Below are 25,947 nucleotides of genomic sequence, written 5' to 3'. Positions count from 1 at the left end.
CCGCCCGGAACTACCCCTCACCCCGACCCTCTCCCCGGAGGGGAGAGGGAGAAGACAAGGATTTCACATGAAGATCGGACTGATCGGCCTCGGCCGGATGGGCGGCAATATCGCGCGCCGGTTGATGAAGAACGGCCACGCGGTCGTCGCCTATGATCGCGATGCGGAGGCGGTGAAGAAGCTTGCCGCCGACGGCGCGGAAGGCGCGGACTCGCTCAACGCCATGCACGCCAAGCTCGACAGCCCGGCGATCTGGTGGGTGATGGTGCCCGCGGGCGAGCCGACCGAGCAGACCGTCCAGGCGATCGCCGAGAAGGCGTCCGCCGGCGACATCATCATCGATGGCGGTAACAGCTTCTACAAGGACGACGTTCGTCGCGCGAAGGAGCTGGCTGAAAAGGGCATCCGCTATGTCGACGTGGGCACTTCGGGTGGCGTCTGGGGCCTGGAACGCGGCTATTGCATGATGATCGGCGGCGAAAAGGATACGGTCGACTATCTCGACCCGATCTTCGACACGCTGGCGCCGGGCATGGGCGAGATCGTCCGCACGCCGGGCCGCATCGAGGGGCAGGCCGATCCGCGCGCGGAAAAGGGCTATATCCATGCCGGCCCTCCGGGTGCCGGGCACTTCGTCAAGATGGTGCATAACGGCATCGAATATGGCCTGATGCAGGCCTATGCCGAGGGCTTCGACATCCTCAAGGGCAAGTCGGGTGAGCATGTCGTCGAGGATCAGCGCTTCGACATCAACCTGACCGATGTCGCCGAAGTGTGGCGTCGCGGCAGCGTGATCTCGTCGTGGCTGCTCGACCTGTCGGCGATCGCGCTGGCGAAGGACGGTACGCTCGAAGGGTTCAGCGGCAGCGTCGCGGACTCGGGCGAGGGCCAGTGGACGATCGACGCGGCGATGGAGGAGAAGGTGCCCGCCAACGTGCTGAGCGCCGCGCTTTACGCGCGCTATCGCAGCCGGGTGGACCACACGTTCGGCGACAAGCTGTTGTCGGCGATGCGCTTCGGCTTTGGCGGGCATGTCGAGATGCCGCAGTGAGCGGCGAAGTGAGTGGGGCGATCAAGCTTCTCGTCTCCGATGTCGACGGGACGCTCGTCGACAAGGAGAAGAAGGTGACGCCCGCGACCGTCGATGCGGTCAAGCGGCTGAAGGCGGCAGGACTCGGCTTCACGATCATCAGCGCGCGGCCGCGCTCGGGGATGATGCCGATCGCCGAGCTGCTCGGCATCGATGAGCCGATGGGCGCGTTCAACGGCGGGATCGTGTTCAAGCGCGACGGCACCGTGATCGAGCACCACATGATCGACGTCGACGTCGTGCGCGGCGCGATGGAGATCGTCGGTGATGCGCCGGTCGACACGTGGTTTTTCGCCGACGACGTCTGGTATGCGAGCACCGACCAGGGCGGGCATGTCGGCAGCGAGCGCAAGGCGTCGGCGCAGGACCCGGTGATCGTGTCGGACTTCACCGATCTGCTTGCCAAGGCGGACAAGGTGACGTTCGTCAGCGACGATGAGGAACTGCTTCGCGACCTGCATGCGAAGGTTGCAGCGAAATTCGATACGCAGGCGACGATCGTCCAGAGCCAGACCTATTATCTCGATATCACGCCCGTTGCGGGCAACAAGGGTAGCGGGATCGAGGAACTGGCGGACGCGTTCGGCATCAGCTTGACGCAGACCGCGGCGATCGGCGATCAGGCGAACGACATCGCGATGCTCAAGCGTGCCAAGCTGGCGATCGCGATGGGCAATGCGCCGCAAAACGTGCGCGACGTTGTGCACGAAATTACCACCGCGAACGACGCCGATGGTGTCGCCCACGCGATCGATACCTTTATCCTGAATGGAGTTTCCGCATGAAAGAACTGGTTGCCTTCGACCTCGATGGAACGCTGGCCGAAAGCAAGCAGCCCTTGCAGGAGCCGATGGGCGAGGCGCTCGCGAACCTGCTCGACGTCGCGCATGTCGCGGTGATCTCGGGTGGCGACTGGCCGCAGTTCGAAAAGCAGGTCGCGAGCCGTCTGCCCGAGCGTGCGGATCGCACCAAGCTGTGGCTGATGCCGACGACGGGGACCAAGCTGTACCGGTTCGACGACGCATGGCGTGCGGTCTATGCCGAGCTGTTCGAGGAAGACGAGAAGCAGAAGATCCTGACCGCGTTCGACGAGTCGCTCGAGGCGACCGGGTTCGTGCCCGAGCAGACCTGGGGTGAGCGGATCGAGGATCGCGGGAGCCAGATCACCTTCTCGGCGCTCGGTCAGGAAGCGCCGATCGACGCGAAGCACAGCTGGGATCCGGACTTCGCCAAGCGCAAGGTGATCCAGGCCGATCTGCGCCAGCGTCTGCCGGGTCTGTCGATCAACATGGGCGGCGCGACCTCGATCGACATCACGCGCGAAGGCGTCGACAAGGCGTATGGCCTGAAAAAGCTAAACGAAGCCAGCGGCATCGCGCTCGACAAGATGATGTTCATCGGCGACGCGATCTTCCCGGGCGGCAACGATTACCCGGCCGAGCAGCTCGGGCTCGACGTCGTCAAGGTGAAGAACGTCGACGGGACGCTGGCCGCTATCGCGGGAATCGTCGCATGCCTGAAGTGATGGCATGAGCGTCGCGTTTCGCCGGGAGAGCGACGAGGAACATCTCGAGCCGAAGTTCGAACAGCCTATCGCGCCGGGGCCCAATCTGGTCACGGCGCGCGGGTTGCGATTGATCGGCGAGCGCGTCGACGCGATTGAGGCGGCGGTTGCGGCGGAGACCGACGAGGAGGCTCGCAAGGTCCTGCTGCGCGATCTGCGCTATTGGCACACGCGCCAGACGACCGCGGAGATCGCGCCGTCGCCCGAGGAGGAGGAGGTCGGAATCGGTTCACGCGTTCGGGTTCGGATGAACGGCGCCGAGCGGGTGATTGCGATCGTCGGCGGCGACGAGGCCGAGCCTGGCGAAGATCGGCTGGCGTTTTCTGCGCCGTTGGCGCGAGCGCTGATGGGCGCGGCCGTGGGCGAGAAGGTCGCGTTTGCGGACAAGCCGGATGCGATCGAGGTGCTTGCGATCGACAAGGATGAGGGCTGATGGCTGAAGCGAAATTCGAGCGACATCGTCAGGCGTGGACGCAGGACGAGATCCAGAAGCTGCACACGCTCGCCAAGAAGGGCATGGCGCTGAAGGCGATCGCCAAGGCGCTGACCCGGAGTGAGGAATCGGTGAAGGTGCGGGCGAAGGAGGATTCGCTTAATATCGCGAAGTTGCGGTAGTTGCTTCGTCATCCTGGATCATGACTTTCGTCAGAATGACGAACAATTGACCCAATGCACCACGCCGGCGAAGGCCGGGGCCCAATTGGAGAGGTCGTAGTAACGGCGCGCAACCTGCGTCGTTGCCGTCCCCCGATTGGGCCCCGGCCTTCGCCGGGGTGGGATTGATCCTGGCGTGCCGCTAGGACGACCTGCCCTCACTTGTTCTCCCGCGAAGGCGGGAGCCCAGTCTGGGTCCCCGCCTTCGCGGGGAAACAGTCTTGATTGGCGGCTGCTGACCCACGCCGCGTGGAGCGATACTTGTCCGACTACGACGCGATCATCCTCGGCGCCGGCGCCGCCGGCCTCATGTGCGCCGCGGTCGCCGGCCAGCGTGGTCGAAAGATCCTGCTCGTCGATCATGCCGAGCAGGCGGGCAAGAAGATCCTGATCTCGGGCGGCGGGCGGTGCAATTTCACCAACGTCCACACCGCGGCCGACCGCTACCTCTCCGCCAATCCCCATTTCGCCAAGTCGGCGCTCGGCCGCTACACCGCGCAGGATTTCATCGCGCTCGTCGACTCCTACGGGATCGCGTGGCACGAAAAGACGCTCGGCCAACTCTTCTGCGACGGGTCCGCCAAGCAGATCGTCGAGATGCTGCTCGACGAGTGCGACAAGGGACGTGTGGATCTTTCGCTTGGCCGCGCGGTCACCGCGGTCGAGCATGCCGATGGCCAATATCGGGTGTCGCTCGACGGCCGCACCGTCACCGCGCCGGCGCTGGTCATCGCGACCGGCGGGCCCTCGATCCCGAAGATGGGCGCGACCGGCTTTGCCTATGACCTCGCGCGGCAATTCGGGTTGAAGGTGGTCGAGCCGCGCCCCGCGCTGGTGCCGCTGACGCTGGGCGGCGACGAAATCCTGTTTCGCGAGCTTTCGGGGGTTGCGGCGGACGTCGTCGCGACCGCCGGCAAGACCGCGTTCCGCGAGGCGGCGCTGTTCACGCACCGTGGCCTGTCGGGTCCGGCGATCCTGCAGGCGTCGTCCTATTGGCGCAACGGCCAGCCGATCGGGATCGACTTTCTGCCCGACCGCGACTCCGGCTGGCTGCCCGCCGCCAAGCGTACCACGCCGCGCGCGACTCTGCGCAAACTGCTCGCAAACACGCTCCCGGACCGACTCGCGGAGACTTTGAGCGACCGATTGGGCATGGCAAACGAGATTTCCACGCTCACCGATCGCAGGCTCCAGGACGCCGAACGCGCATTAAGCCATTGGCAATTCACGCCAAATGGCTCGGAGGGCTATGCCAAGGCCGAGGTCACCGCGGGCGGAATCAGCACCGCGGAACTCTCCTCGCAAACAATGCAAGCCAAACGCGTACCAATGCTGTATGCAGTCGGCGAAGCGGTCGATGTCACAGGGTGGCTCGGCGGCTACAACTTCCAATGGGCATGGTCGAGCGGGTGGGCCGCGGGTCAAGTCCTGTAGGGACCACCACGCCAGTGCCTTGCCGTTGCGTAAGCCGGCCACCAATTAGGACGTACATGCCTTTTACAAATATTCCGTCGCTTCTTTCCGAGGCGCTCGCCGCGCGTGGCTATACCGCGCTCACCCCTGTGCAGGCGCACGTGATCGAGGACAACGCGATTGGTCGCGATCTCGTCGTGTCGGCGCAGACCGGCTCGGGCAAGACCGTCGCGTTCGGCCTGGCGATGGCCGGCGAGCTGCTCGGTGAAGCGGGTGAGGACGGCGTCCAGCGCCTGCCAGCCCCGCACAAGCCGCTCGTGCTCTGCATCGCGCCGACCCGCGAGCTCGCGCTCCAGGTCAGCCGCGAGCTGATGTGGCTTTATGCCAAGGCTGGCGCGCGGATTTCGACCTGCGTCGGCGGCATGGACGCCTCGAAGGAGCGTCGCAGCCTCGCACACGGCGCGCATATCGTCGTCGGCACGCCGGGCCGTCTGCGCGATCATCTCGAGCGTGGCGCGCTCGACCTGTCGGCGTTGAAGGTCGCGGTGCTCGACGAGGCCGACGAGATGCTCGACATGGGCTTCCGCGAGGATCTCGAGCAGATCCTCGACGCGTCGCCCGAGCAGCGTCGTACGCTGCTGTTCTCGGCGACGATGCCGCGGCCGATCGTCGCGCTCGCCAAGCGCTACCAGAAGGATGCGCTGCGCATTTCGACCGTCGGCGAGGATCGCGGTCATGGCGACATCTCGTACCAGGCCGTCACGGTTTCGCCGTCCGAGATCGAGCATGCGGTGATCAACCTGCTGCGCTTCCACGAGGCGGAGACGGCGATGCTGTTCTGCGCGACTCGCGATAACGTGCGTCATCTGCATGCCAGCCTGGTCGAGCGTGGCTTTGCCGCGGTCGCACTGTCGGGCGAGCATTCGCAGAACGAGCGTAACGCGGCGTTGCAGGCGCTGCGTGACCGTCGTGCGCGCGTCTGCGTCGCGACCGACGTCGCCGCACGCGGCATCGATCTGCCGACGCTCAGCCTCGTCGTGCACGTCGAGCTGCCGCGCGATGCCGAGACGCTCCAGCATCGCTCGGGTCGTACCGGTCGTGCGGGCAAGAAGGGCACCGCCGTCCTGATCGTGCCGTTCCCGCGTCGCCGTCGCGTCGAGATGATGCTCCGCGGTGCCAAGATCAACGCGGAGTGGGTCAACGCCCCGACCGCGGAGGACATCCGCAAGAACGATCACGAGCGGCTGATCGGCATGCTATTGCAGCCGGTCGAGGTCGAGGAGGAGGATCGCGCGCTCGCCGTCCGCCTGATGGCCGAGAAGACCCCCGAGGATATTGCCGCGGCGCTGGTGCACATGCACCGTTCGACGATGCCGCAGGCCGAGGACCTGATTGATCAGAGCAAGCAGTCGGTCAGCGACGATCGGTCGCAGGGTCCGCGCGCGGGCTTCGAGGACACCGTCTGGTTCCGGATGGATATCGGCCGTCGGCAGAACGCCGATCCGCGCTGGATCCTGCCACTGATCTGCCGTCGCGGGCACATCACCAAGTCCGAGATCGGGGCGATCCGCATCGGCCCGAACGAGACCGCGTTCGAGATTCCGCGCGCGGTTGCGTCGCGCTTCTCGGCGGCGATCCAGCGCACCGCGCAGCAGGGCGAAGAGGAGAGCGGTGTCGCGATCGAAGCGATGCAGGGCGCGCCCGAGAGCGGTGCGCGACATGACGGCGGCGGCGGTGGTCGCAGCAATGCGGGCGGTCCGCGCTCGACGCTGCATCGCGCGGCACCGCGTGGCGGTCCGGCTCCGGCGCGCAAGCCGCCGTATCGTGGGAATCGCGAGCGTAGCTGAGCGACGCGTCGTGCGTGCTGAGCGAAGTCGAAGCACCCCGGTTTGGGGCATGCCCTTCGACTTCGCTCAGGGCGAACGGGGAGGGGGGCGGTGGCCGCCTCTACCTACGTCATCCTGACGAAAGTCAGGATCCAGAGCCATGAACGACACCGCCCGTGATCCTGGATCCTGACTTTCGTCAGGATGACGAGAGGCGTGAGATGACCATGACCGATACGCCATCCCCGCTGCGCATCCTCGTCGACGCCGACGCGTGTCCGGTGAAAGACGAGATCTACAAGGTCGCGTGGCGCCATGAGGTGCCCGTGGTCATCGTCGCCAACAGCCATTTCCGCATCCCCGTCCACCCGCTGATCAACCGCGTGGTCGTCAGCGACGGGTTCGACGCCGCCGACGACTGGATCGCCGAGCAGAGCGACGCGAAAGCGGTGGTGATCACCGCCGACATCCTGCTTGCCGATCGCTGCCTGAAGGCCGGCGCTACCGTGCTCGCCAATACCGGCAAGCCGTTCACGACGAGCTCGATCGGCGGCGCGATCGCGACGCGGGCGATCATGGCCGATCTGCGCGCGGGCGGCGACGTGATCGGCGGGCCGGCGCCGTTTTCGAAGACCGATCGGTCGAGTTTCCTCTCCGCGCTCGACGCCGCGCTCGTCCGGTTGAAGCGCCGCTAAGCCGCGCGCGATCGGGCGGAAACCGACTTTACCGGTTGCCATCCCCGCCTCCGCATCGGCATAGGCGCGCGTTCATCAAAGGACGACGCGATGCAGATGGACGCTGGCGGCCCCGCCTTGGGGCTGGATTTCGGCACGACCAACAGCGTCGTGGCGCTGGGGACGAAGGGTGGTACCCCCGAGCTGGTGACCTTCGCCGCGCCCGCCGAGACGAGCCCGGTGTTCCGCTCGGCGCTCTGCTTCTGGCAGGACGACAGCGGCAAGGGGCTCGCATCGGATGCGGGGCCGTGGGCGATCGCCGAATATATGGAATATCCGCTCGACAGCCGGTTCATCCAGTCGTTCAAGTCGGTCGCGGCGATGAAGACGTTCGAGCAGGCCTCGGTCTTCGACAAGCGCTATCGTTTCGAGGAGATGGGGCAGCTGTTCCTCGAAAAGCTGATTGCGCACGCTGGCGGCAAGCTCGACACGCGGCCGCACCGGATCGTCGTCGGGCGGCCGGTCGAATATGCCGGCGCGCGGCCCGACGAGGCGCTCGCACGGACGCGCTACGAAGCGATGTTCAAGGGCTTCGGCGCGGAGATCCATTATGTCTATGAGCCGCTCGGCGCCGCGTACAGCTATGCGACGCGGCTGACCGAGCCGGCGACGATCCTGGTGGCCGATTTCGGCGGCGGGACGAGCGACTTTTCGGTGGTGCGCGTGGCCGAGCCGGGCGCGGCGCGGCGGTGTACGCCGCTCGGGCATGCGGGTGTCGGGATTGCGGGCGATCGGTTCGATTACCGCATCCTCGACCGGCTGGTGCTGCCGATGCTGGGCAAGGGCGGCGCGTACAAGTCGTTCGGCAAGGAACTGGAGATCCCGCGCGCCTATTTCGCCGATTTCGCGGACTGGTCCAGGCTGGCGCTGATGCGCAACCGCAAGACGATGACCGAGCTCGAGCGGTTACAGAAAACCGCGGTCGATCCGGAGTCGATCGGGCGGATGATCGCGGTGATCGAGAACGAGCTGGGTTATCCACTGTATGATGCGGTGGGGTCGTTGAAGCGGGCCTTGTCGAGCGGCGAGGACGCGCATTTCCACTTTGCGGGGGCGGGCCTGGAGATCGAGGCGGATGTGACGCGCGCGCAGTTCGAGGGCTGGATAGCCGACGACGTCGTGCGGATCGAGGCCGCGGTCGACCGTGCGCTCGAGGTCGCGAATGTCGGCGGCGGCGATATCGACCGCGTGTTCCTGACCGGCGGGTCGTCGCTGATCCCGCGCATCCGGCGGATATTCGTCGAGCGGTTCGGCAAGGCGGCGATCATGAGCGGCGGCGAACTGACCTCGATCGCGCATGGGCTGGCCTTGATCGGCGAGCAGGACGATATCGCGGCGTGGTCCGCCTGATGGTGCCGCGGGTTCTTCTCGGGACGGCGCAGGTGCCGGGGGGCGGTGAATTGCGGCTGCTCCAGCGGGGGGCCGAGTTCTCGATCATGCTGGGCGCGAACGAGTTGATGAACAGTCGGCTGAGCGGCTCCGAGGAGGCACTGGCGGAGCAGGCGTGCGATCGGATCGGCGCGCGGCCCGGCGCGCGGATGCTGATCGGCGGGTTGGGCATGGGGTTCACGTTGCGAGCTGCGCTGGCCCGGCTTGGCGCCGACGCAGAGGTGGCGGTGGCGGAGATCGTCCCGGCGGTCGTCGAATGGGCGCGTGGGCCGATGGCGGCGCTGCATAAGGAGAGCCTGACCGATCCGCGGACTCGCATCTTCGAGGGCGACGTGGCGGCGGCGATCGCGGAAGGGGCGTGGGACGCGATCCTGCTCGATGTCGACAATGGTCCCGACGGGATTTCCCGGCCCGGTAACGATCGGCTGTACGGCGCGGCGGGGCTGGCGCGCGCGCGTGCGGCGTTGCGGCCGGGCGGGGTGCTGGCGGTGTGGTCGTCTGCGCCGAGCAAGCCGTTCGCCAAACGGCTCGACGAGGCCGGCTTTGCGGTCGACGAGGTTATCGCGCGGGCCACGCGCAAGGGCGGCGCACGGCATGTGATCTGGTTCGCGACCAAGTCTTGATCGGGCGCTGGGCCGTCTTGATCGCACTGTCGGCGGTGGTTGCGGGCGTGCTCGAACTGGTCGGGTTGCCCGCCGGACTGTTGCTCGGGCCGATGATCGCGGCGGTGGTGCTCGCGGTGCGCGGCTGGTCGCTGAGCGTGCCCACCTCGGCGTTTCGGGCTGCGCAGGCGGCGGTGGGGACGCTGATCGCGGGCTCGATCACGACGGGGATCGTCGCGACGGTGGGCGAGCATTGGCCGGTGTTCCTGATGGTCAACGGCGTCACACTCGCGGCGAGCAGCGTGCTCGGATACCTCTTGAGCAGGTGGCAGGTGTTGCCGGGCACCGTCGCGGTGTGGGGATCGACGCCGGGGGCGGCGAGCGCGATGGTGCTGATGGCGCAGGCCTATGGCGCGGATTCGCGGCTGGTCGCGGTGATGACCTACACGCGGGTCGTGAGCGTGGCGGTTGTCGCCTCGGTGCTGGCGGCGGTGATGGTCGGCGGCGGGAGCGGGCATCACGTCGCCGCGACGTGGTTCGCGGCGGTCGACCCGATCGCCGTGGTGCGGACGATCGCGATCGCTGGGGTCGGCGCAGGGGTGGGCGTCGCGCTGAAGCTGCCGGCGGGGGCGCTGCTTGGCTCGCTGGTCGCGGGGGCGGCGTTGAACGTCACCGGGATCGCGCAACCGGTGTTGCCGCAGTGGCTGCTCGCGATCAGCTATGCGGTGGTCGGGTGGCGGATCGGGCTGTCGTTCACGCGCGACACGCTGCGCGTCGCAGGCAAGGCGATGCCGCGGATCCTGCTGTCGGTCGCGTTGTTGATCGCGTTCTGCGGCGGGATCGCGGCGGCGTTGACTCGCTGGTGGGGGATCGATCCGGTCACCGCCTACCTTGCGACGAGCCCGGGCGGGATGGATTCGGTCGCGATCATCGCCGCGTCGAGTCCGGTCGACGTGCCGTTCGTGATGGCGTTGCAGGTACTGCGGTTCCTGGGGGTGTTGCTGATCGGGCCGCCGCTCGCACGGTTCGTGGCGACGCGGCAGGGCGGGGTGCCGCCGGTTATTCCGAGTTAGAACGGCCATACCGCCGTCATCCTGACGAAAGTCAGGACCCAGGGTTACCAAGGATAGCGGTCGTGGCTCTGGGTCCTGACTTTCGTCAGGATGACGGTGGGCCCTTGGTCGGGCGGTAGGCTTCGACGTCGATGTCGTGGCGCTTTAGCTTGTCGTAGAACGTCTTCCTCGGGATGCCGAGCGCTGCGAGGGCCGAGCGGACGTCGCCGCTGACCTGTTGCAGCGTGGCGCGGATCGTCGCTTCCTCGAACTTGTCGACGCGCGCGGGGAGGGGGATGTCGCTGTCCTCGTCGACCGCGTCCTCCGCCTCGACGCGGAGCACGAGGCGCTTGGCGAGGTTGTCGAGTTCGCGGACGTTGCCGGGCCAGTCGTGCTGGCCGAGATAGGCGAGCGTGGCGGTATCGATGGTCGGCACGTCGCGGCCGAACCGCTCGGCGGCCTGGTGGAGGAGATGCCCGAACAATAGCGGCACGTCGTCGCGACGCTCGCGCAGCGGCGGGATGCGGAGGCGGACCGCGTCGAGCCGGAAGAGGAGGTCGGCGCGGAAACGGCCGTCCTCGACCGCCTGGTCGAGTCCGGGCTTGGCCGCGGCGATCACGCGCAGGTCGAGCGCGCGGGGCAGGTCGCCGCCGACGGGCATGACCTCGCGCTCCTCCAGCACCCGCAGCAGTTTCGCCTGGAACGCCGGCAGCGTGCTCTCGATCTCGTCGAGGAACAGCGTGCCGCGGTTCGATGCCTCGATCCGGCCGGTGCGCGGCAGGCGCGAGTCGCCGTCATGGCCGAACAGCTCGATCTCCGCGACCGCCTCGGGCAGCGCGGCGCAGTTGACCGCGACGAACGGCCGCGACCGGCGGTTGCTCCAGCGGTGGAGCAGGACCGCGACGAGTTCCTTGCCGGTGCCCGTCTCGCCCTCGACCAGCACGTCGATATCGGCTTGCGCGATCTGGCGCATCGTCTCGCGGAGGCGGACCATCACCGGGGTCTCGCCGATCAGCGGTTCGGCGCCGATCGTCTCCTCGGCGGCCGCTCTGAGCCGGCGATTGTCGAGGACTAGGCGGCGCATCTCGAGCGCACGCCTGGCGCCAGCGATCAGGTGATCGGTCGCGAACGGCTTCGGAATGAAGTCGAACGCGCCGTTCTTGAGGGCTGCGACCGCCATCGCGACGTCGCCGTGGCCGGTCATCAGCAGCACCGGGATCTCGTGGTCGATCGCGGCGATCCGGCGGAACAGTTCCAGCCCGTCCATCTTGGGCATGCGGATGTCGGACACCACCGCGCCGTCGAACCCGGCATGGACCCGGGCCAGCGCGACGGTCGGATCGCGCTCGGCGATCACCGCGATCCCGGCGAGTTCGAACGATTGTTCGAGCGCACCGCGCAGCACGTCGTCGTCGTCGACCAGGAGAACGGCCTGCTCTGTCATGCTTTTACCAGGATCATGCGGAAGATCGCGCCTTCGGGGGCTGGGACGAGGTCGAGCGTGCCGCCGAACTCGGTCATGATGTCGCGCGCGATGCCGAGGCCGAGGCCGAGGCCGTCCTTCTTGCTCGTCTCGAACGGGGTGAAGAGATGGTCGGCCATCGCGGGCGCGATGCCGGGGCCGTTGTCGGCGACGGTCAGCACGACGTCGCGGCCTTTCCGGCCGACCGTGACGCTGACTCGGGCGTCGCGCCGGTCGGCGACCGCGTCGAGCGCGTTCTGGAGGAGATTGACGAGGACCTGTTCGAGCCGGACTCGGCCGGCGATCACGGTCAGCCGCGCCTCGGGACCGGTGGGGAGGTCGAGCGTCACGCCCTTCGCGCGGAAGCGGTCGCCGATCAGCAGGCGGACGCCGTCGACCGCCTCGTCGAGCGCGACCGGGCCGATCGACCCTGCGCCGCGTCGTGCGTAACGGCGCAGGCCGGCGGTGATCGTGCCGATCCGGCTGGTGAGATCGACGATCGACTGGAGGTTGGTCGCCGCGCGCGCGGGTTCGCCGCGCGCGAGGAAGGCGGCGGCGTTGTCGGCGAAGGTGCGGATCGCGGCGACCGGCTGGTTGATCTCGTGCGCGACGCTGGCGGTGATCGTGCCGATCGAGCCGACCCGGTTGGCGTGCGCCAATTCCTCGCGCGCCTGGCGAAAACGCTGGTCGGACGCCTCGCGTTGCTCGACCTCGATCTGCAGCCGGTCGGCGGTGGCGCGCAGTTCGGCGGTGCGCCGCGCGACCTCGGCCTCGAGTTCGGCGCGCGCGCCGGCGTTGCGCTTGCGGCGTGCCTGAAGCCACCATGCGGCAACGATCACCGCGATCGTCAGCAGCGCCGCGATCGCGGTCGCCCAGCGCGTGCGTGCCGCGGCGGTGCGCAACGCGGCGTCGAGCGGCTCCATATGCACCAGCCGCCAGCCTGCGATCGGCACCGGGAGCGAGACCGCGATCGCGGGCGATCCGTTGGGCAGCCGCGACACCCCCTCGTGCCATACGCCGCCACGCAGCGTCAGCGGTGCCGGGTCGAGCGGCGAGGTGCCGAACTGGCGCGTCGCGATCAATGCCGCGCGACGCGCAGCGGGCAGCGTGCGCGTCGTCCGGAATTCGAGCTTCGGATCGCTCGAGATCAGGATGATGCCGTCGGGATCGGTGACGAAGGTCGCCATCATGTCCTGGATCCACGCGCGCGCGATCTTGCCGAATTCGACCTTCACCACCACCACGCCGAGCGGCCGTCCGGCACGGTCGATACGTCGCGACAGATACAGGCCGGGCCGCCCGCTGACGCTGCCGAGGGCGAAGAACTCGGTCGCACCCGACGCCATCGCCTTGGTGAAATAGTCGCGATAGCGATAGTCGTGGCCGAGGAAGCTGTCCGCGCGTGCGGCGTTCGAGGCGGCGATCGTCATGCCCTGCGTATCGAGTGCGTAGATCACCGGCGCGCCGGTCCGCTCCGCTAGCAGCGCCAGCTTCGTATTGAGCGCCGGGTCGATCGTGCCCGAGGCGAGTGCCGCGCGGACGTCGGGATATTCGCCGAGCATGACCGGCAGCAGGCGATAGGTCTGCAGCTCCGCCTCGAGCAGGCGGAGGTTGCTGCGCGTCTGCTGGACCGCGCGCAGCCGCACCGTCGCGGTCGCGTCCGCCACCGCGCGCCGGCCATAGATCGAGGCGACTCCTGCGACGACCATGCCGAGCGCGGCGAACGCCAGCAGCACCGCCAGCGCGGTGATGAAAAGGGGGGATCTGAGCCGCGCCATTTGTGCGGATTATCACACACGATCGCGTCCCGCTACCGGTGAAAAGTGGCATTTTTCGCACATCTGAAAAGTGGGTATGTCGAAAACCCTCGGAAAACCAAAGTCTTATATGGAGTCAGACTCGGTCTTGTAGTCCCCGGTCCGGCCCGGCATTACCGTCGCCATAACGTCCCGTGGCAGTGGACGAAGGTTTTCAGGAGGCGATGTTGACCATACCAACCCAGACATATGGCGTCGCGCAAGCGCCGGCGCGCAAGCGCTGGACCGGCCAGCTCTATATCCAGGTGCTGATCGCGATCGCGCTGGGCGCAGCGCTCGGGCATTTCTATCCGACGTACGGCGCGGCGCTCAAGCCGCTGGGCGATGCGTTCATCAAGCTGGTGAAGATGATCATCGCCCCGGTGATCTTCCTGACGCTCGTCACGGGTATCGCGGGCATGAAGGAACTGGGCTCGGTCGGCCGCGTCGCCGGCAAGGCGTTCGCCTACTTCCTGTTCTTCTCGACGCTCGCGCTGATCGTCGGCCTGATCGTCGCCAACGTCGTCCAGCCGGGCGCGGGGATGAACATCGACGCCGCCTCGCTCGATACCAAGGGCATCGCCGACTACACCGTGAAGGCGCATGAGACGACGATCACCGGGTTCCTGATGAGCATCATCCCGGACACGATGGTCAGCGCGTTCACGGAAGGGAATATCCTCCAGATCCTGCTCGTCGCGATCCTGTTCGGCATTTCGCTGAGCCTGGTCGGTGAGCCTGCCAAGCCCGTGCTCAACTTCCTCGAGCGCCTCAGCCTGATCGTCTTCAAGCTGGTCGGTATCCTGATGCGCGCAGCCCCGCTCGGCGCATTCGGTGCGATCGCGTTCACGATCGGCAAATACGGGATCGGCAGCCTTGCCAATCTGGGTGCGCTGGTCGCGACCTTCTATCTCACCGCGATCCTGTTCGTGGTGGTCATCCTCGGGACCGTCGCGCGCCTCACGGGCTTCTCGATCTTCAAGCTGATCAAGTATCTGAAGGCCGAACTGCTGCTGGTGCTCGGCACCTCGTCGTCGGAAGCAGCGCTGCCGAACCTGATCCAGAAGATGGAGGCCGCGGGCTGCGAGAAGTCGGTCGTCGGGCTGGTCGTGCCGACCGGCTATTCGTTCAACCTCGACGGTACCAACATCTACATGACGCTGGCGGCGCTGTTCATCGCGCAGGCGACCAACACGCATCTGACGCTCGGGCAGGAATTGCTGCTGCTGGTCGTCGCGATGATCTCTTCGAAGGGTGCAGCGGGCGTGACCGGTGCGGGCTTCATTACGCTGGCCGCGACGTTGTCGATCGTGCCGACCGTGCCAATCGCGGGGATGGCGCTGATCCTCGGCGTCGATCGCTTCATGAGCGAGTGCCGCAGCCTCACCAACTTCATCGGCAACGCGGTCGCGACGATCGTCGTCGCCCGCTGGGAGGGTGCACTCGACCGCGACAAGCTCGACGCGGCGCTGTCGGGCAAGCTGCCCGAGTTCGTGCCTGCGACGATCCCGCCTGCCGCCACCGCCCATTGACGCATACGGGGCCGGTTCGTCCGGTCCCACGTCCTGTACCGGATATTCACTATGACCTCGATGATGATGCGCCGCACGGCGTATGCGGCCGGCCTGACCGCGGCCGCGCTTTCGATGCTTGCTGCCTCGACCACTGCGACCGCCCAGGCGGCGCCGGCGAACCCGACCGGGCTGCTGGCAAAGGAATCGGCCAACAGCGCCGCGGCGTCGCCGATTGCGGAGAGCTATCCCGATGCCGCGATCGGCGACGGCGTGACGGCGGGCGGCTACAACCAGTCGCGCTGGGCGGAAGACTGGTCGAAGCTGCGCGACCCGAAGAAGCGCAAGGACATTGTCGACCAGCTGAAGTTCATCTCGCTCGCGGGCGATGGCGACGTGTATCTGACGCTGTCGGGCGAGGCGCGGTTGCGCGTCAACCAGACGACCAACCCCAATCTGCGTGACGCCGAGGCGCAGCGGCAGGACATTCTTCGCCTCTTCGGCGGCGCCGACCTGCATGTCGGCAAGCATGTGCGGTTCTACGGCGAGCTGGCGCACGGCACGCTCGAGGGTGAGAATCTGGGGACCGCGCTGCCGAACCTGCGCAACAAGCTGGCGGTGCAGCAGGCGTTCGTCGATCTGACGGGCACGGTCGCCGATGTCGATGTCGGGGTCCGCTATGGTCGCCAGACCTTCGCCGATGGTCCGAACCTGATGGTCGTGCCGCGCGACAACAACACGCTCTATTTCGGGTTCAACGGCTTCCGCGCTTGGGCGCGCGCGGCAGGCGTCCGCGCCGACGTGTTCGATTTCAAGCCGACCGCCTATGGCAATGGCGGGACGCAGGACGACAATGCGGAGAGCGCGCGGCGCTTCTCGGGTATCTCGACGGGAATCGTCGTGCCCGAGACGCTGTTTGGCGGATCGAAGCTGTACGTCGATCCCTTCCTGTGGCGACTGCGCAACCGGACGGCGGTATGGGGCACCGACACCGCGCGCGAGGTGCGCAACTTCTACGGCCTGCACGTCTGGGGCGATGCGGGTCCGGTCAATCTCGACTGGACGATCAACTATCAGGGCGGGTCGTACGACAACCGCTCGATCAAGGCGTGGCTGGTGCTGCTCGCGCAGACGTACAAAATCGGCAACGGTAAATCCGCACCGCGTGTGGGCTTCCACGCGGATTATGCGAGCGGTGGTGGCGCCTATGGCAAGGGCACGCTGCGGACCTCGCTCGCGCCGTTCGGCAACAACATCTATTACAGCTATCAGCTGTTCGCGACGCCGACCAACCTGATCGCGCTCGCCCCGAACGTCACCTTCAGCGCGTTCAAGAAGCTGCGCGTGACGGCGGAATACCAATTGTCGTGGCGCGATACGACGACCGATGCGGTATACCGCGCCAACGGCACCGCCTTTGCCGGCACGCAGAATTTCGGCGGGCGCAAGATCGCCGATACGATCCGGTTCCAGGCGACCTATCCGATCACCTCGCGACTGTCGCTGCTCGGGCGCTACGAGCATCTGATCGCGGGCCCTGCGCTGACCAATGCGGGGTACAAGAACTCCGACTTCATGGCCGGCTGGATCAGCTACCGGTTCTGAGGGTCTCGACCGTCCCATTCCACGCCGTCATCCTGACGAAAGTCAGGATCCAGAGTAGCAGGGGTTAACGCTTTTGGCTCTGGATCCTGACTTTCGTCAGTATGACGCGGGGGGTGATACCGTCTGAATTAACCTGCGGCATATTCCCCCACGGATTGATAGAAATAGACCATACCGGTCCTTCAATTCCTCGATCGACTGTGGCACATGGACTCCAACATCAGGAGCACATGGCCATGGATCTCAGCTTCACGCCCGAGGAGGAATCGTTCCGCGACGAAGTCCGCAGCTTCTTCCGCGACAAACTCCCCGCCCGCCTCTCGACTTTGGTCCGCGAAGGCAAGCGCCTGCGCAAGGCGGACATGGAGGAATGGCACGCGATCCTCAACGAGCGCGGCTGGCTCGCGAACCATTGGCCCGAGCAATGGGGTGGTCCCGGCTGGAGCGTGATCCAGCGCTTCATCTTCGACAACGAATCGGCGCTCGCGCACGCGCCCCGCGTCGTTCCGTTCGGCGTGAACATGCTCGGTCCGGTGCTGATCAAATACGGCTCCGAGGAGCAGAAGAAGCAGTGGCTGCCGCGCATCCTCGACGGCTCCGACTGGTGGTGCCAGGGCTATTCCGAGCCGGGCGCCGGCTCCGATCTCGCGGGCCTCAAGACGACGGCGGTGCGGAACGGCGACGTCTATGTCGTCAACGGCCAGAAGACGTGGACGACGCTCGGCCAGCATGCCGACATGATCTTCTGCCTCGTCCGCACCGATGCGACCGCCAAGAAGCAGGAGGGAATCTCGTTCCTGCTGATCGACATGAAGTCACCCGGCATCGAGGTCCGCCCGATCACGCTGATCGACGGCGAGCAGGAGGTGAACGAGGTGTTCTTCACCGATGTCGAGGTGCCCGTCGCCAACCTCGTCGGTGAGGAAAACCAGGGCTGGACCTACGCCAAATATCTGCTGACCTATGAGCGCACGAACATCGCCGGCGTCGGCTTCTCGATCGCGTCGTTCGAGCGCCTGAAGGAAGTCGCGCAGTCGCAGAAGAAGGGCGGGCGTGCGCTCGCCGACGATCCGCTGTTCGCGGCACGGATGGCGCGAGTCGAGATCGACCTCGCCAACATGCAGACGACCAACCTGCGCGTGCTGGCCGCGGTCGCAGGCGGCGGCGCGCCGGGCGCGGAAAGCTCGATGCTCAAGATCAAGGGCACCGAGATCCGCCAGGAGATCACCGCGCTGACCAGGCGCGCCTATGGCTCCTATGCCGCGCCCTACATACCCGAAGCTCTGGAAGCCGGGTGGAACGGCGAGGATGTCGGCCCGGAGGACGCGGCGATGGCGGCGCCGAGCTATTTCAACAACCGCAAGCTGTCGATCTTCGGCGGATCGAACGAGATCCAGAAGAACATCATCTCCAAAGCCATTCTGGGTCTCTGAGCACATGAACTTCGACCACACCGACGACCGTCGCATGCTCGCCGATACGCTCGTCCGCGCGCTGCGCGACGGCTATCCGATCGATACGCGCAATGCGGGCGCGTATAGCGACGCCGGGTACGACCCCGCGGTCTGGCAGCAGCTGAACGAACTGGGCATCGTCTCGGCGCTGTTCGACGAGGCGGCGGGCGGCTTCGGCGGCAGTGGGTTCGACATCATGGTGGTGTTCGAGGCGCTCGGCCGCGCGCTCGTGGTCGAGCCGTTCCTGGGTGCGCTGATGGCCGGGCGCGCGCTGGCCGCGAGCGGCGGGCATGACGAGGCGCTCGCCGGAATCGTGTCCGGCGAGACGATCGCTGCGTTCGCGCAAGAGGATGGCGCGACGCCGGTGACCGCGACGAAGAGCGGCGACGGCTGGACGCTCAGCGGGACCAAGGCAGTCGTGGCGCAGGCCGGCGCCGCGTCGGTGTTCGTCGTGGTGGTCGAACAGGACGACCCGCTCGTATTCCTCGTGCCCGCGGATACGGCGGGGGTGTCGGTCCGCAGCTACAACGTCGTCGAGGGCGGCGGCGCTGGCGACGTGACGTTCGATGGTGTGACGCTCGGCGCGGACGCACGCATCGGGGGCGAAGGGCAGGGGCAGCGAATCGTCGACGCAGCGGTCGGCGCCGGGTTGCTGGCGTTGTCGGCCGAGGCGGTCGGCGCGATGGAGTTCGTCAAGGAGGCGACGCTCGGCTATCTGCGCGACCGCAAGCAGTTCGGCGTGCCGATCGGCAAGTTCCAGGCACTCCAGCACCGCATGGCGACGGTGCTGCTCGAGATCGAGCAGGCGCAGTCCGCGGTGATCAACGCCGCCTCGGCGTTCGACGGCGACGATGTGAAGGCGCGTGCGCGGGCGCTGGCGGCGGCGAAATACACGATCGGGCGGACCGGCGCGCTGGTCGCGGAGGAGTCGATCCAGCTGCACGGCGGGATCGGCATGACATGGGAATATGCGGTGTCGCACTACGCCAAGCGGCTGGTGATGATCGATCACCAGCTCGGCGACGAGGATTACCACCTTCAGCGGTATATCGCGCTGGGGTGAGGGCCGTCACTTCCGCTCCGTCATCCTGATACGCCCCGTCACCCTGACGAAAGTCAGGGCCCAGGGTTACGGGCGTCGTCCTTCGTGGCTCTGGGTCCTGACTTTCGTCAGGATGACGGTGAGGGGATGACGGGGCGGCTTACCGCCCGCGCTTCGCGATCATCGGTCGCAGCCGCACGCCAAGGCAGATCACGGTCGGCCAGAGCAACGTGTTGAGGATATCGAGCGACGTATCCTCCCACCGCCACGACCCGAAGCTCAGTCGGTCCATGATCTCGTTAAAGGCTTCCCCCGCGACGACGACCCACCACGGAATGAACGTTCCGAACGATCGCCGCGTGAACAGCCGCGCGAGCATCAACAATGCCATGCCCGCATGGATATGAAGGATGGCGTCGGGCAGTCCCGTGCCGTCACCGATCCAGATAATGGCATCATGGTATAATTTGGGGATCACGCGTCACTCCGAGCAAAAACGGCAGTGCCGCGCCAGTGCCCGCCTATACGAGCCTCAGCCGGCAGCGACAATCGTGCCCAGCATCAGCGGCTTCAGATCGCCGATGGTCGCGTCCAGCCACGCGATGAACCGGTCGATCCGCGCGATCCGGCGGACGTCGCGGTGGACGACCAGCCAGAACGAGCGCTGGATATCGACCGCCTCGGGCAGCACGCGCACCAGCCCCGGCACGCCGTCGCCGATGAAGCACGGGAGTATCCCGCACCCGGCCCCCGCGGCGATCAGCTCGGCCTGCGCGACGATGCTGGAACTGCGGATCGACGCATCGAGCCGCCCGTCGATCTCCGCCAGATAGCGGAGCTCGGGCGCGTAGATCATGTCGGGGACATAGCCGATCAGCCGGTGCCGCATCAGGTCCGCAGTGGTCGCGATCGGGCCGATCCGCGCGAGGTGATCGGGGTGCGCGTAGAGCCCAAGATGATAATCGGTGAGTTTGCGCGCGACCAGTGGCCCGCTCTTCGGGCGCGCGAGCATCACCGCGATATCCGCCTCGCGCCGCGACGGGTTGAGGAACCCGGTCGAGGCGATCAGGTCGATCGCGATCCGGGGATGCTGGTTGGTGAACCCGGCGAGCCGGGGCGCGAGGATGCGGCTGCCGAACCCTTCCGAGACGCTCAGCCGGATCGGCCCTGCGAGCACGCCCGCATCGGTGCCGACCACTTCCTGGATGCCGAGCGCAGACGCTTCCATCGTCTCGGCATGTTCGAGGAGCGCCGCGCCGCGTTCGGTCAGCGCGTACCCGGCGACGGTCTGTTCGAACAACGTCGTCTGGAGCCGGCGCTCGAGCCGTTGCAGGCGGCGCGAGACCGTCGTCGCGTCCTGCCCGAGCAGTTTTGCGGCGGGACCGAGCCGGTGCGCGCGCGCCAGGGCGAGGAAATACCGGACGTCGTCCCAATCCATGAACGCCTCACCTCAAGCTGCACATCTGCAGAGCGAATCTGCAAACAGCCCCACTTGGCTGCGAAACGCTTATGGCGGACGATGTGCGCAACAAGAAGAGGATGCCATGCGGACGATCGAGAATTTCACGAGCGGTGCAGCGAGCAAGGCCGAGCGCTTCGGCGACGTGTTCGACCCCAATTCGGGCGAAGTACAGGCGCGGGTGCGGCTGTCGGGTGCGGCCGATCTCGATGCGGCCGTCGCCGCCGCGCAGAAGGCGCAGCCGGGCTGGGCAGCAACCAACCCGCAGCGTCGTGCGCGCGTCATGTTCGAGTTCAAGCGGCTCGTCGAGGCGAACATGGACGAGTTGGCGCGGATGCTCTCGTCCGAGCACGGCAAGGTGATTGCGGATTCGCGAGGAGATATCCAGCGCGGGCTCGAGGTAATCGAGTTCTGCTGCGGCATCCCGCACATCCTCAAGGGTGAATACACGCAGGGCGCGGGCCCGGGAATCGACGTCTATTCGATGCGCCAGCCGCTCGGCATCGGCGCGGGGATCACGCCGTTCAACTTCCCGGCGATGATCCCGCTGTGGATGAGCGGCGTGGCGATCGCGACGGGCAACGCGTTCATCCTGAAGCCGTCCGAGCGCGATCCGTCGGTGCCGGTGCGGCTGGGCGAGCTGTTCGTCGAGGCAGGGCTGCCCGAGGGGATCTTCCAGGTCGTCCACGGCGACAAGGAGATGGTCGATGCGATCCTTGATCATCCGGCGATCAGTGCGGTAAGCTTCGTCGGCTCGTCCGACATCGCGCATTATGTGTACCGCCGCGGCGTCGAGGCGGGCAAGCGCGTCCAGGCGATGGGCGGCGCGAAGAACCACGGCATCGTGATGCCCGACGCGGATCTCGACCAGGTCGTCGCCGACCTGTCGGGCGCGGCGTTTGGCTCGGCGGGCGAGCGCTGCATGGCGCTGCCAGTGGTCGTGCCGGTCGGCGAGAAGACCGCGATTGCCTTGCGCGAGAAGCTGATCCCCGCGATCGCGGCTTTGCGCGTCGGCGTGTCGACCGACAATGATGCGCATTACGGCCCGGTGGTGAATGCGGCGCATCGCACCCGGATCGAGAACTGGATCCAGACCGGTGTCGACGAGGGCGCGGAACTGGTCGTCGACGGGCGCGGGTTCGCGCTCCAGGGGCATGAGAAAGGCTTCTTCATCGGCCCGTCGCTGTTCGATCACGTGACGACGGGCATGTCGGCGTACAAGGAGGAGATCTTCGGGCCGGTGCTGCAGATCGTCCGCGCGGCGGACTTCGAGGAGGCGGTGCGCCTGCCGAGCGAGCATCAATACGGCAACGGTGTCGCGATCTTCACGCGTAACGGCCACGCCGCGCGCGAGTTCGCCGCACGGGTGAATGTCGGGATGGTTGGGATCAACGTGCCGATCCCGGTGCCGGTGGCGTACCACAGCTTTGGCGGGTGGAAGCGCAGCGCGTTCGGCGACACCAACCAGCACGGGATGGAAGGCGTGAAGTTCTGGACCAAGGTCAAGACGATCACGCAGCGCTGGCCTGACGGCTCCGCGCTGCCGGCGATGGCGGAAGATGGCGGCCCGGCGCGGAACACCGACGCATTCGTCATTCCGACGATGGGGTGATTGGGTGCTACGCTCCCCTTCCGTCATCCTGGACTTGATCCAGGATCCAGAGTTACGGAGCGCGGCATTCGTGGCTCTGGATCCTGACTTTCGTCAGGATGACGGAGGGTTGGGCAGGGGGTCGAAGCCCCAGTCCTCGGCCAGATCGCGCCAGGTCGGGTTCTCGGCCTCGATCAGCGTGATCTTCCACGACCGTTTCCAGACCTTCAGCTGCTTCTCGCGCGTGATCGCCGCGTCCATCGCGTCCGCCATCGCAAACCAGACCAGCCGGTTCACACCGTATCGCTTTGAGAACCCGTCGAACATGCCCTCGCGGTGCTGAACGATCCGCGCCATCAGGTCGGACGTGACGCCGATGTAGAGCGTTCCGTTGCGCCCGCTCGCCATGATATAGACCGCGGGTTGCCTAGCCATATCATTCCCCCACTCCGTCATCCTGACGAAGGTCAGGATCCAGAGCCACAGGCGTCAGCATTCGCCGCTCTGGATACTGGGTCAAGCCCAGTATGACGACACAGGAAAGCCCGATGACCAACCAGTTCGACCTCACCGACGATCAGCGCGAGATCCAGGAGCTCGCGCGTCGCTTCACCGCCGATCGCATCACCCCGCATGCGGCCGAATGGGACGAGAAGCACATCTTCCCGCGCGACACGATCAAGGCGGCGGCCGAGCTCGGCTTCGCCGCGATCTATGTCAGCGAGGAAAGCGGCGGGATCGCGCTGGGACGCCTCGAAGCCGCGCTGATCATGGAGGCGATGTCGTATGGTTGCCCGTCGACCTCGGCGTTCATCAGCATCCACAACATGGCGGCGTGGATGATCGACCGGTTCGGGTCGGCCGCGGTGAAGGACAAGTATCTGCCCGATCTGGTGACGATGGACCGGCTGGCGAGCTATTGCCTGACCGAGCCGGGTTCGGGGTCGGACGCCGCCGCGCTCAAGACGCGCGCGGTGCGCGACGGCGACGACTGGATCGTGACGGGCTCGAAGCAGTTCATCTCGGGCGCGGGCGAGAACGAGGTGTACGTCACCATGGTCCGCACGGGGGAGGACGGGCCGAAGGGCATCTCGTGTCTCGTGATCGAGAAAGACATGCCCGGCGTGTCGTTCGGCGCGAACGAGAAGAAGCTCGGCTGGCATTCGCAGCCGACCCGGCAGGTGATCTTCGACGGCGTCCGCGTGCCGGGCGCGAACATGGTCGGCGGCGAGGGCGAGGGGTTCCGGATCGCGATGATGGGGCTCGACGGCGGGCGGCTCAACATCGGCGCATGCTCGCTCGGCGGCGCGCAGCGGTGTCTCGACGAGGCGATCGCCTATACGCGCGACCGCAAGCAGTTCGGCAAGCCGATCGCGGACTTCCAGAACACGCAGTTCATGCTGGCCGACATGGCGACCGAACTCGAGGCGGCGCGCGCGCTGCTGTACATCGCGGCGGCCAAGGTGACCGCGAACGCGCCCGACAAGACCAAGTTCGCGGCGATGGCGAAGCGGCTGGCGACCGACACGGGCTCGTCGGTGGTCGACCGCGCGTTGCAGCTGCACGGCGGCTACGGGTATCTGCAGGATTACCCGATCGAACGCTTCTGGCGCGACCTGCGCGTGCATTCGATCCTCGAGGGCACCAACCAGGTCATGCGGATGATCGTCGGCCGCGAACTGACCCGGCAATGAGCCCGCGCAGCGATACGCTTTCTCTTCGCGCCCTCGCGCCTTCGCGTGAACAAGAAGGGTTTGATCACGCGAAGGCGCAAAGGCGCGAAGAGGCTATGCAGTGGAGCAACCGTCGTGACCGATGATCTGATCGTTGCGAATGAAGGGCCTGTCGGCCGGATTCGGTTGAACCGGCCCAAGGCGCTGCACGCGCTCAATCTGGCGATGTGCGAAGGCGTGCTGGAGGCGCTTGAGGCGTGGCGCGGGGATGCGTCGGTCGAGGCGATCGTCGTGGACCATGCCGAGGGTCGTGGGTTTTGCGCGGGCGGGGATATCCGGATGCTCGCCGCGTCGGGAGCCGGCGACGGCGTCGCGGCGCGCGCGTTCTTTCATGCCGAGTACCGGATGAACCACCGGCTGTTCGTCTATGCCAAGCCGATCGTCGCGTTCATGGACGGGATCACGATGGGCGGCGGGGTCGGGCTGGCGTTGCCGTGCACGTACCGCGTGGCGACCGAGAACACGAAGTTCGCTATGCCCGAGACCGGGATCGGGCTGTTCCCCGATGTCGGCGGCGGCTGGTATCTGTCGCGGCTGCCCGGGCGGATCGGGCAGTATCTCGCGCTGACCGGGCATCGGATCAACAGCGCCGATTGCCTGGCGCTGGGGCTGGCGACGCATTATCTGACAAGCGCCAAGCTCGAGAGCGTGAAGGACTGGATCGTCGAGCGTCCGCGCGAGATCGACGTCATCCTCGAGGGTTCGTCCGACGTACCCGACGATGCCGAGATCATGACGCATCGTGACGATATCGACCGGCTGTTCGCATCCGACGTGCTCGAGGAGATCTACGCCGCGCTCGACGCCGATGGTGGCGAGTGGGCCGCCAAGACGCTCGCGACGCTCAGGACCAAGTCGCCGCAGACGATGAAGGTGTCGCTCCGGCTGCTTCACGAGGGCGCGGCGATGGCGAGTTTCGCGGACGAGATGAAACAGGAATATGCGGTCGGCGCGCATGTCGTGCAGCGGCATGACTTCATCGAGGGCGTACGCGCGGTGATCGTCGACAAGGACAATGCGCCGCGCTGGGATCCGGCGACGCCCGAGGGTGTGAGCGATCACGTGATCGACCAGATCTTCGCGCCGTTGCCCGAGGCCGAGGCGTGGACGCCGGGCTAATCGAGGCGAATGTTCTCCCGCGAAGGCGGGAGCCCAGTCTGGGTCCCCGCCTTCGCGGGGACACAAGGAGTAAGTGAATGACCTACGAAACGATCCTCGTCGAGCAGCGTGGGGGCGTGACGCTCGTCACGCTCAACCGGCCGCAGGCGCTCAACGCGCTCAATTCGCAGGTGCTCGCCGACCTGATCGCCGCGTTCGCCGCGTTCGATGCGGATCCGTCGCAGGGCTGCGCGGTGCTGACCGGCTCGGCCAAGGCGTTCGCGGCGGGCGCGGACATCAAGGAGATGCAGAGCCAGGGCTTTGCCGACATGTATGCGAGCAACTTCTTCGCCGGCTGGGAGCAGGTGACGCGGACGCGCAAGCCGATCATCGCCGCGGTCGCGGGCTATGCGCTGGGCGGCGGCTGCGAGGTCGCGATGATGTGCGACTTCATCCTCGCCGCCGACACCGCCAAGTTCGGCCAGCCCGAGATCAAGCTCGCGGTGTCCCCCGGCATGGGCGGATCGCAGCGCCTCACGCATGCGGTCGGCAAGGCCAAGGCGATGGAGATGGTGCTGACCGGGCGGATGATGGATGCGGTCGAGGCCGAGCGCGCAGGGCTGGTCTCGCGGATCATCCCCGCCGACGAGCTGGTCGAGGAGGCGGTGAAGACCGCATCGACGATCGCCGCGATGGCGCCGCTCGCGGTGCTGGCGAACAAGGAAATGGTCAACGCGGCGTTCGAGACGAGCCTGTCGCACGGCGTCCAGTTCGAGCGGCGGCTGTTCCACGGGCTGTTCGGCACCGCGGACCAGAGCGAAGGCATGGCCGCGTTCGTCGAGAAGCGCGCAGGGACCTGGACGGGCAAGTAG

At 66.7% G+C, this 25,947-nt stretch carries 24 protein-coding genes; 19 read left to right on the top strand and 5 right to left on the bottom strand.

The window, feature by feature from the left end; genetic code table 11:
- The first annotated feature begins 67 nt into the window (after positions 1–67).
- From gnd to EV283_RS04220, 11 genes are all read left to right on the top strand, one after another.
- The gene (gene gnd / locus EV283_RS04270) at positions 68–1,051 is read left to right on the top strand and encodes a phosphogluconate dehydrogenase (NAD(+)-dependent, decarboxylating) (protein WP_130322909.1); all 984 of its coding nucleotides are present in this window, start codon (positions 68–70) and stop codon (positions 1,049–1,051) included.
- Entirely contained in the window at positions 1,048–1,875 is an 828-nt protein-coding gene (locus EV283_RS04265) for an HAD family hydrolase (protein WP_242615773.1), read from the top strand. Before gnd ends, EV283_RS04265 begins: the two co-directional genes overlap by 4 nt.
- Positions 1,872–2,615 (top strand): HAD-IIB family hydrolase, encoded by a 744-nt coding sequence (locus tag EV283_RS04260; RefSeq protein WP_130322907.1) that lies wholly within the window; start codon positions 1,872–1,874, stop codon positions 2,613–2,615. Before EV283_RS04265 ends, EV283_RS04260 begins: the two co-directional genes overlap by 4 nt.
- 4 nt (positions 2,616–2,619) lie before the next feature.
- Entirely contained in the window at positions 2,620–3,087 is a 468-nt protein-coding gene (locus EV283_RS04255) for a GreA/GreB family elongation factor (protein WP_130322905.1), read from the top strand.
- Positions 3,087–3,269, top strand: a complete 183-nt coding sequence (locus EV283_RS04250; protein ID WP_055881387.1) for a hypothetical protein — start codon at positions 3,087–3,089, stop codon at positions 3,267–3,269. Before EV283_RS04255 ends, EV283_RS04250 begins: the two co-directional genes overlap by 1 nt.
- 300 nt (positions 3,270–3,569) lie before the next feature.
- Positions 3,570–4,742 (top strand): NAD(P)/FAD-dependent oxidoreductase, encoded by a 1,173-nt coding sequence (locus EV283_RS04245; RefSeq protein WP_130322903.1) that lies wholly within the window; start codon positions 3,570–3,572, stop codon positions 4,740–4,742.
- Positions 4,743–4,798: 56 nt separating this feature from the next.
- On the top strand, positions 4,799–6,568 hold the full coding sequence (locus EV283_RS04240) for a DEAD/DEAH box helicase (RefSeq protein ID WP_056412108.1): 1,770 nt from the start codon (positions 4,799–4,801) through the stop codon (positions 6,566–6,568).
- Positions 6,569–6,774: 206 nt separating this feature from the next.
- Positions 6,775–7,242, top strand: a complete 468-nt coding sequence (locus tag EV283_RS04235) for a YaiI/YqxD family protein (protein WP_130322901.1) — start codon at positions 6,775–6,777, stop codon at positions 7,240–7,242.
- Positions 7,243–7,338: 96 nt separating this feature from the next.
- Positions 7,339–8,631: an Hsp70 family protein gene (locus tag EV283_RS04230; protein ID WP_130323912.1), complete on the top strand. Its 1,293-nt coding sequence runs from the start codon at positions 7,339–7,341 to the stop codon at positions 8,629–8,631.
- Positions 8,631–9,293, top strand: a complete 663-nt coding sequence (locus EV283_RS04225) for a hypothetical protein (RefSeq protein ID WP_130323910.1) — start codon at positions 8,631–8,633, stop codon at positions 9,291–9,293. The genes EV283_RS04230 and EV283_RS04225 overlap by 1 nt, the downstream gene beginning before the upstream one ends.
- Entirely contained in the window at positions 9,290–10,345 is a 1,056-nt protein-coding gene (locus EV283_RS04220) for an AbrB family transcriptional regulator (protein WP_207223026.1), read from the top strand. Before EV283_RS04225 ends, EV283_RS04220 begins: the two co-directional genes overlap by 4 nt.
- A gap of 85 nt (positions 10,346–10,430) precedes the next feature.
- On the opposite strand, the gene EV283_RS04215 is transcribed toward EV283_RS04220, so the two are convergent.
- Positions 10,431–11,768 carry a sigma-54 dependent transcriptional regulator gene (locus EV283_RS04215; RefSeq protein ID WP_130322898.1) on the bottom strand — a complete coding sequence of 446 codons (1,338 nt, stop codon included), beginning with the start codon at positions 11,766–11,768 and terminating at the stop codon, positions 10,431–10,433.
- Positions 11,765–13,564, bottom strand: a complete 1,800-nt coding sequence (locus EV283_RS04210; protein WP_207223025.1) for an ATP-binding protein — start codon at positions 13,562–13,564, stop codon at positions 11,765–11,767. Before EV283_RS04210 ends, EV283_RS04215 begins: the two co-directional genes overlap by 4 nt.
- A gap of 203 nt (positions 13,565–13,767) precedes the next feature.
- Here EV283_RS04210 and EV283_RS04205 point away from each other — a divergent pair, with 203 nt between their 5' ends.
- The 4 genes from EV283_RS04205 to EV283_RS04190 all read left to right on the top strand — a co-directional run bounded on the left by EV283_RS04205 (position 13,768) and on the right by EV283_RS04190 (position 19,215).
- Positions 13,768–15,114, top strand: a complete 1,347-nt coding sequence (locus EV283_RS04205) for a dicarboxylate/amino acid:cation symporter (RefSeq protein WP_130322896.1) — start codon at positions 13,768–13,770, stop codon at positions 15,112–15,114.
- Between the two features lie 51 nt (positions 15,115–15,165).
- Positions 15,166–16,698 carry an alginate export family protein gene (locus EV283_RS04200; RefSeq protein WP_242615772.1) on the top strand — a complete coding sequence of 511 codons (1,533 nt, stop codon included), beginning with the start codon at positions 15,166–15,168 and terminating at the stop codon, positions 16,696–16,698.
- Positions 16,699–16,934: 236 nt separating this feature from the next.
- Positions 16,935–18,131: an acyl-CoA dehydrogenase family protein gene (locus EV283_RS04195; RefSeq protein WP_130323902.1), complete on the top strand. Its 1,197-nt coding sequence runs from the start codon at positions 16,935–16,937 to the stop codon at positions 18,129–18,131.
- Positions 18,132–18,135: 4 nt separating this feature from the next.
- Complete coding sequence (locus tag EV283_RS04190) at positions 18,136–19,215, top strand: acyl-CoA dehydrogenase (protein WP_130322894.1); 1,080 nt, start codon at positions 18,136–18,138, stop codon at positions 19,213–19,215.
- 139 nt (positions 19,216–19,354) lie between these two features.
- Here the strand turns inward: EV283_RS04190 and EV283_RS04185 are convergent, their stop codons facing one another.
- Positions 19,355–19,672, bottom strand: a complete 318-nt coding sequence (locus EV283_RS04185) for a hypothetical protein (protein ID WP_130322892.1) — start codon at positions 19,670–19,672, stop codon at positions 19,355–19,357.
- A gap of 54 nt (positions 19,673–19,726) precedes the next feature.
- Positions 19,727–20,632 (bottom strand): LysR family transcriptional regulator, encoded by a 906-nt coding sequence (locus EV283_RS04180; RefSeq protein WP_130322890.1) that lies wholly within the window; start codon positions 20,630–20,632, stop codon positions 19,727–19,729.
- A 106-nt stretch (positions 20,633–20,738) separates the two neighbouring features.
- On the opposite strand from EV283_RS04180, the gene EV283_RS04175 reads away from it, so the two are divergent.
- Positions 20,739–22,265, top strand: coding sequence for a CoA-acylating methylmalonate-semialdehyde dehydrogenase (locus EV283_RS04175; protein ID WP_130322888.1), 1,527 nt, complete (start codon positions 20,739–20,741; stop codon positions 22,263–22,265).
- A 93-nt stretch (positions 22,266–22,358) separates the two neighbouring features.
- Here EV283_RS04175 and EV283_RS04170 read toward each other — a convergent pair whose 3' ends face one another.
- Complete coding sequence (locus tag EV283_RS04170; RefSeq protein WP_130322886.1) at positions 22,359–22,679, bottom strand: GIY-YIG nuclease family protein; 321 nt, start codon at positions 22,677–22,679, stop codon at positions 22,359–22,361.
- 113 nt (positions 22,680–22,792) lie between these two features.
- Here EV283_RS04170 and EV283_RS04165 point away from each other — a divergent pair, with 113 nt between their 5' ends.
- From EV283_RS04165 to EV283_RS04155, 3 genes are all read left to right on the top strand, one after another.
- The gene (locus EV283_RS04165; RefSeq protein ID WP_130322884.1) at positions 22,793–23,938 is read left to right on the top strand and encodes an acyl-CoA dehydrogenase family protein; all 1,146 of its coding nucleotides are present in this window, start codon (positions 22,793–22,795) and stop codon (positions 23,936–23,938) included.
- A 114-nt stretch (positions 23,939–24,052) separates the two neighbouring features.
- Positions 24,053–25,096, top strand: coding sequence for an enoyl-CoA hydratase/isomerase family protein (locus EV283_RS04160; protein WP_130322882.1), 1,044 nt, complete (start codon positions 24,053–24,055; stop codon positions 25,094–25,096).
- Positions 25,097–25,173: 77 nt separating this feature from the next.
- Positions 25,174–25,947 (top strand): enoyl-CoA hydratase, encoded by a 774-nt coding sequence (locus EV283_RS04155; RefSeq protein ID WP_130322880.1) that lies wholly within the window; start codon positions 25,174–25,176, stop codon positions 25,945–25,947.

Origin of the sequence: Sphingomonas sp. BK036 (assembly GCF_004216825.1) — a bacterium.
Lineage (GTDB): Bacteria > Pseudomonadota > Alphaproteobacteria > Sphingomonadales > Sphingomonadaceae > Sphingomonas.
This window is presented reverse-complemented; position numbering and strand designations above follow the sequence as displayed.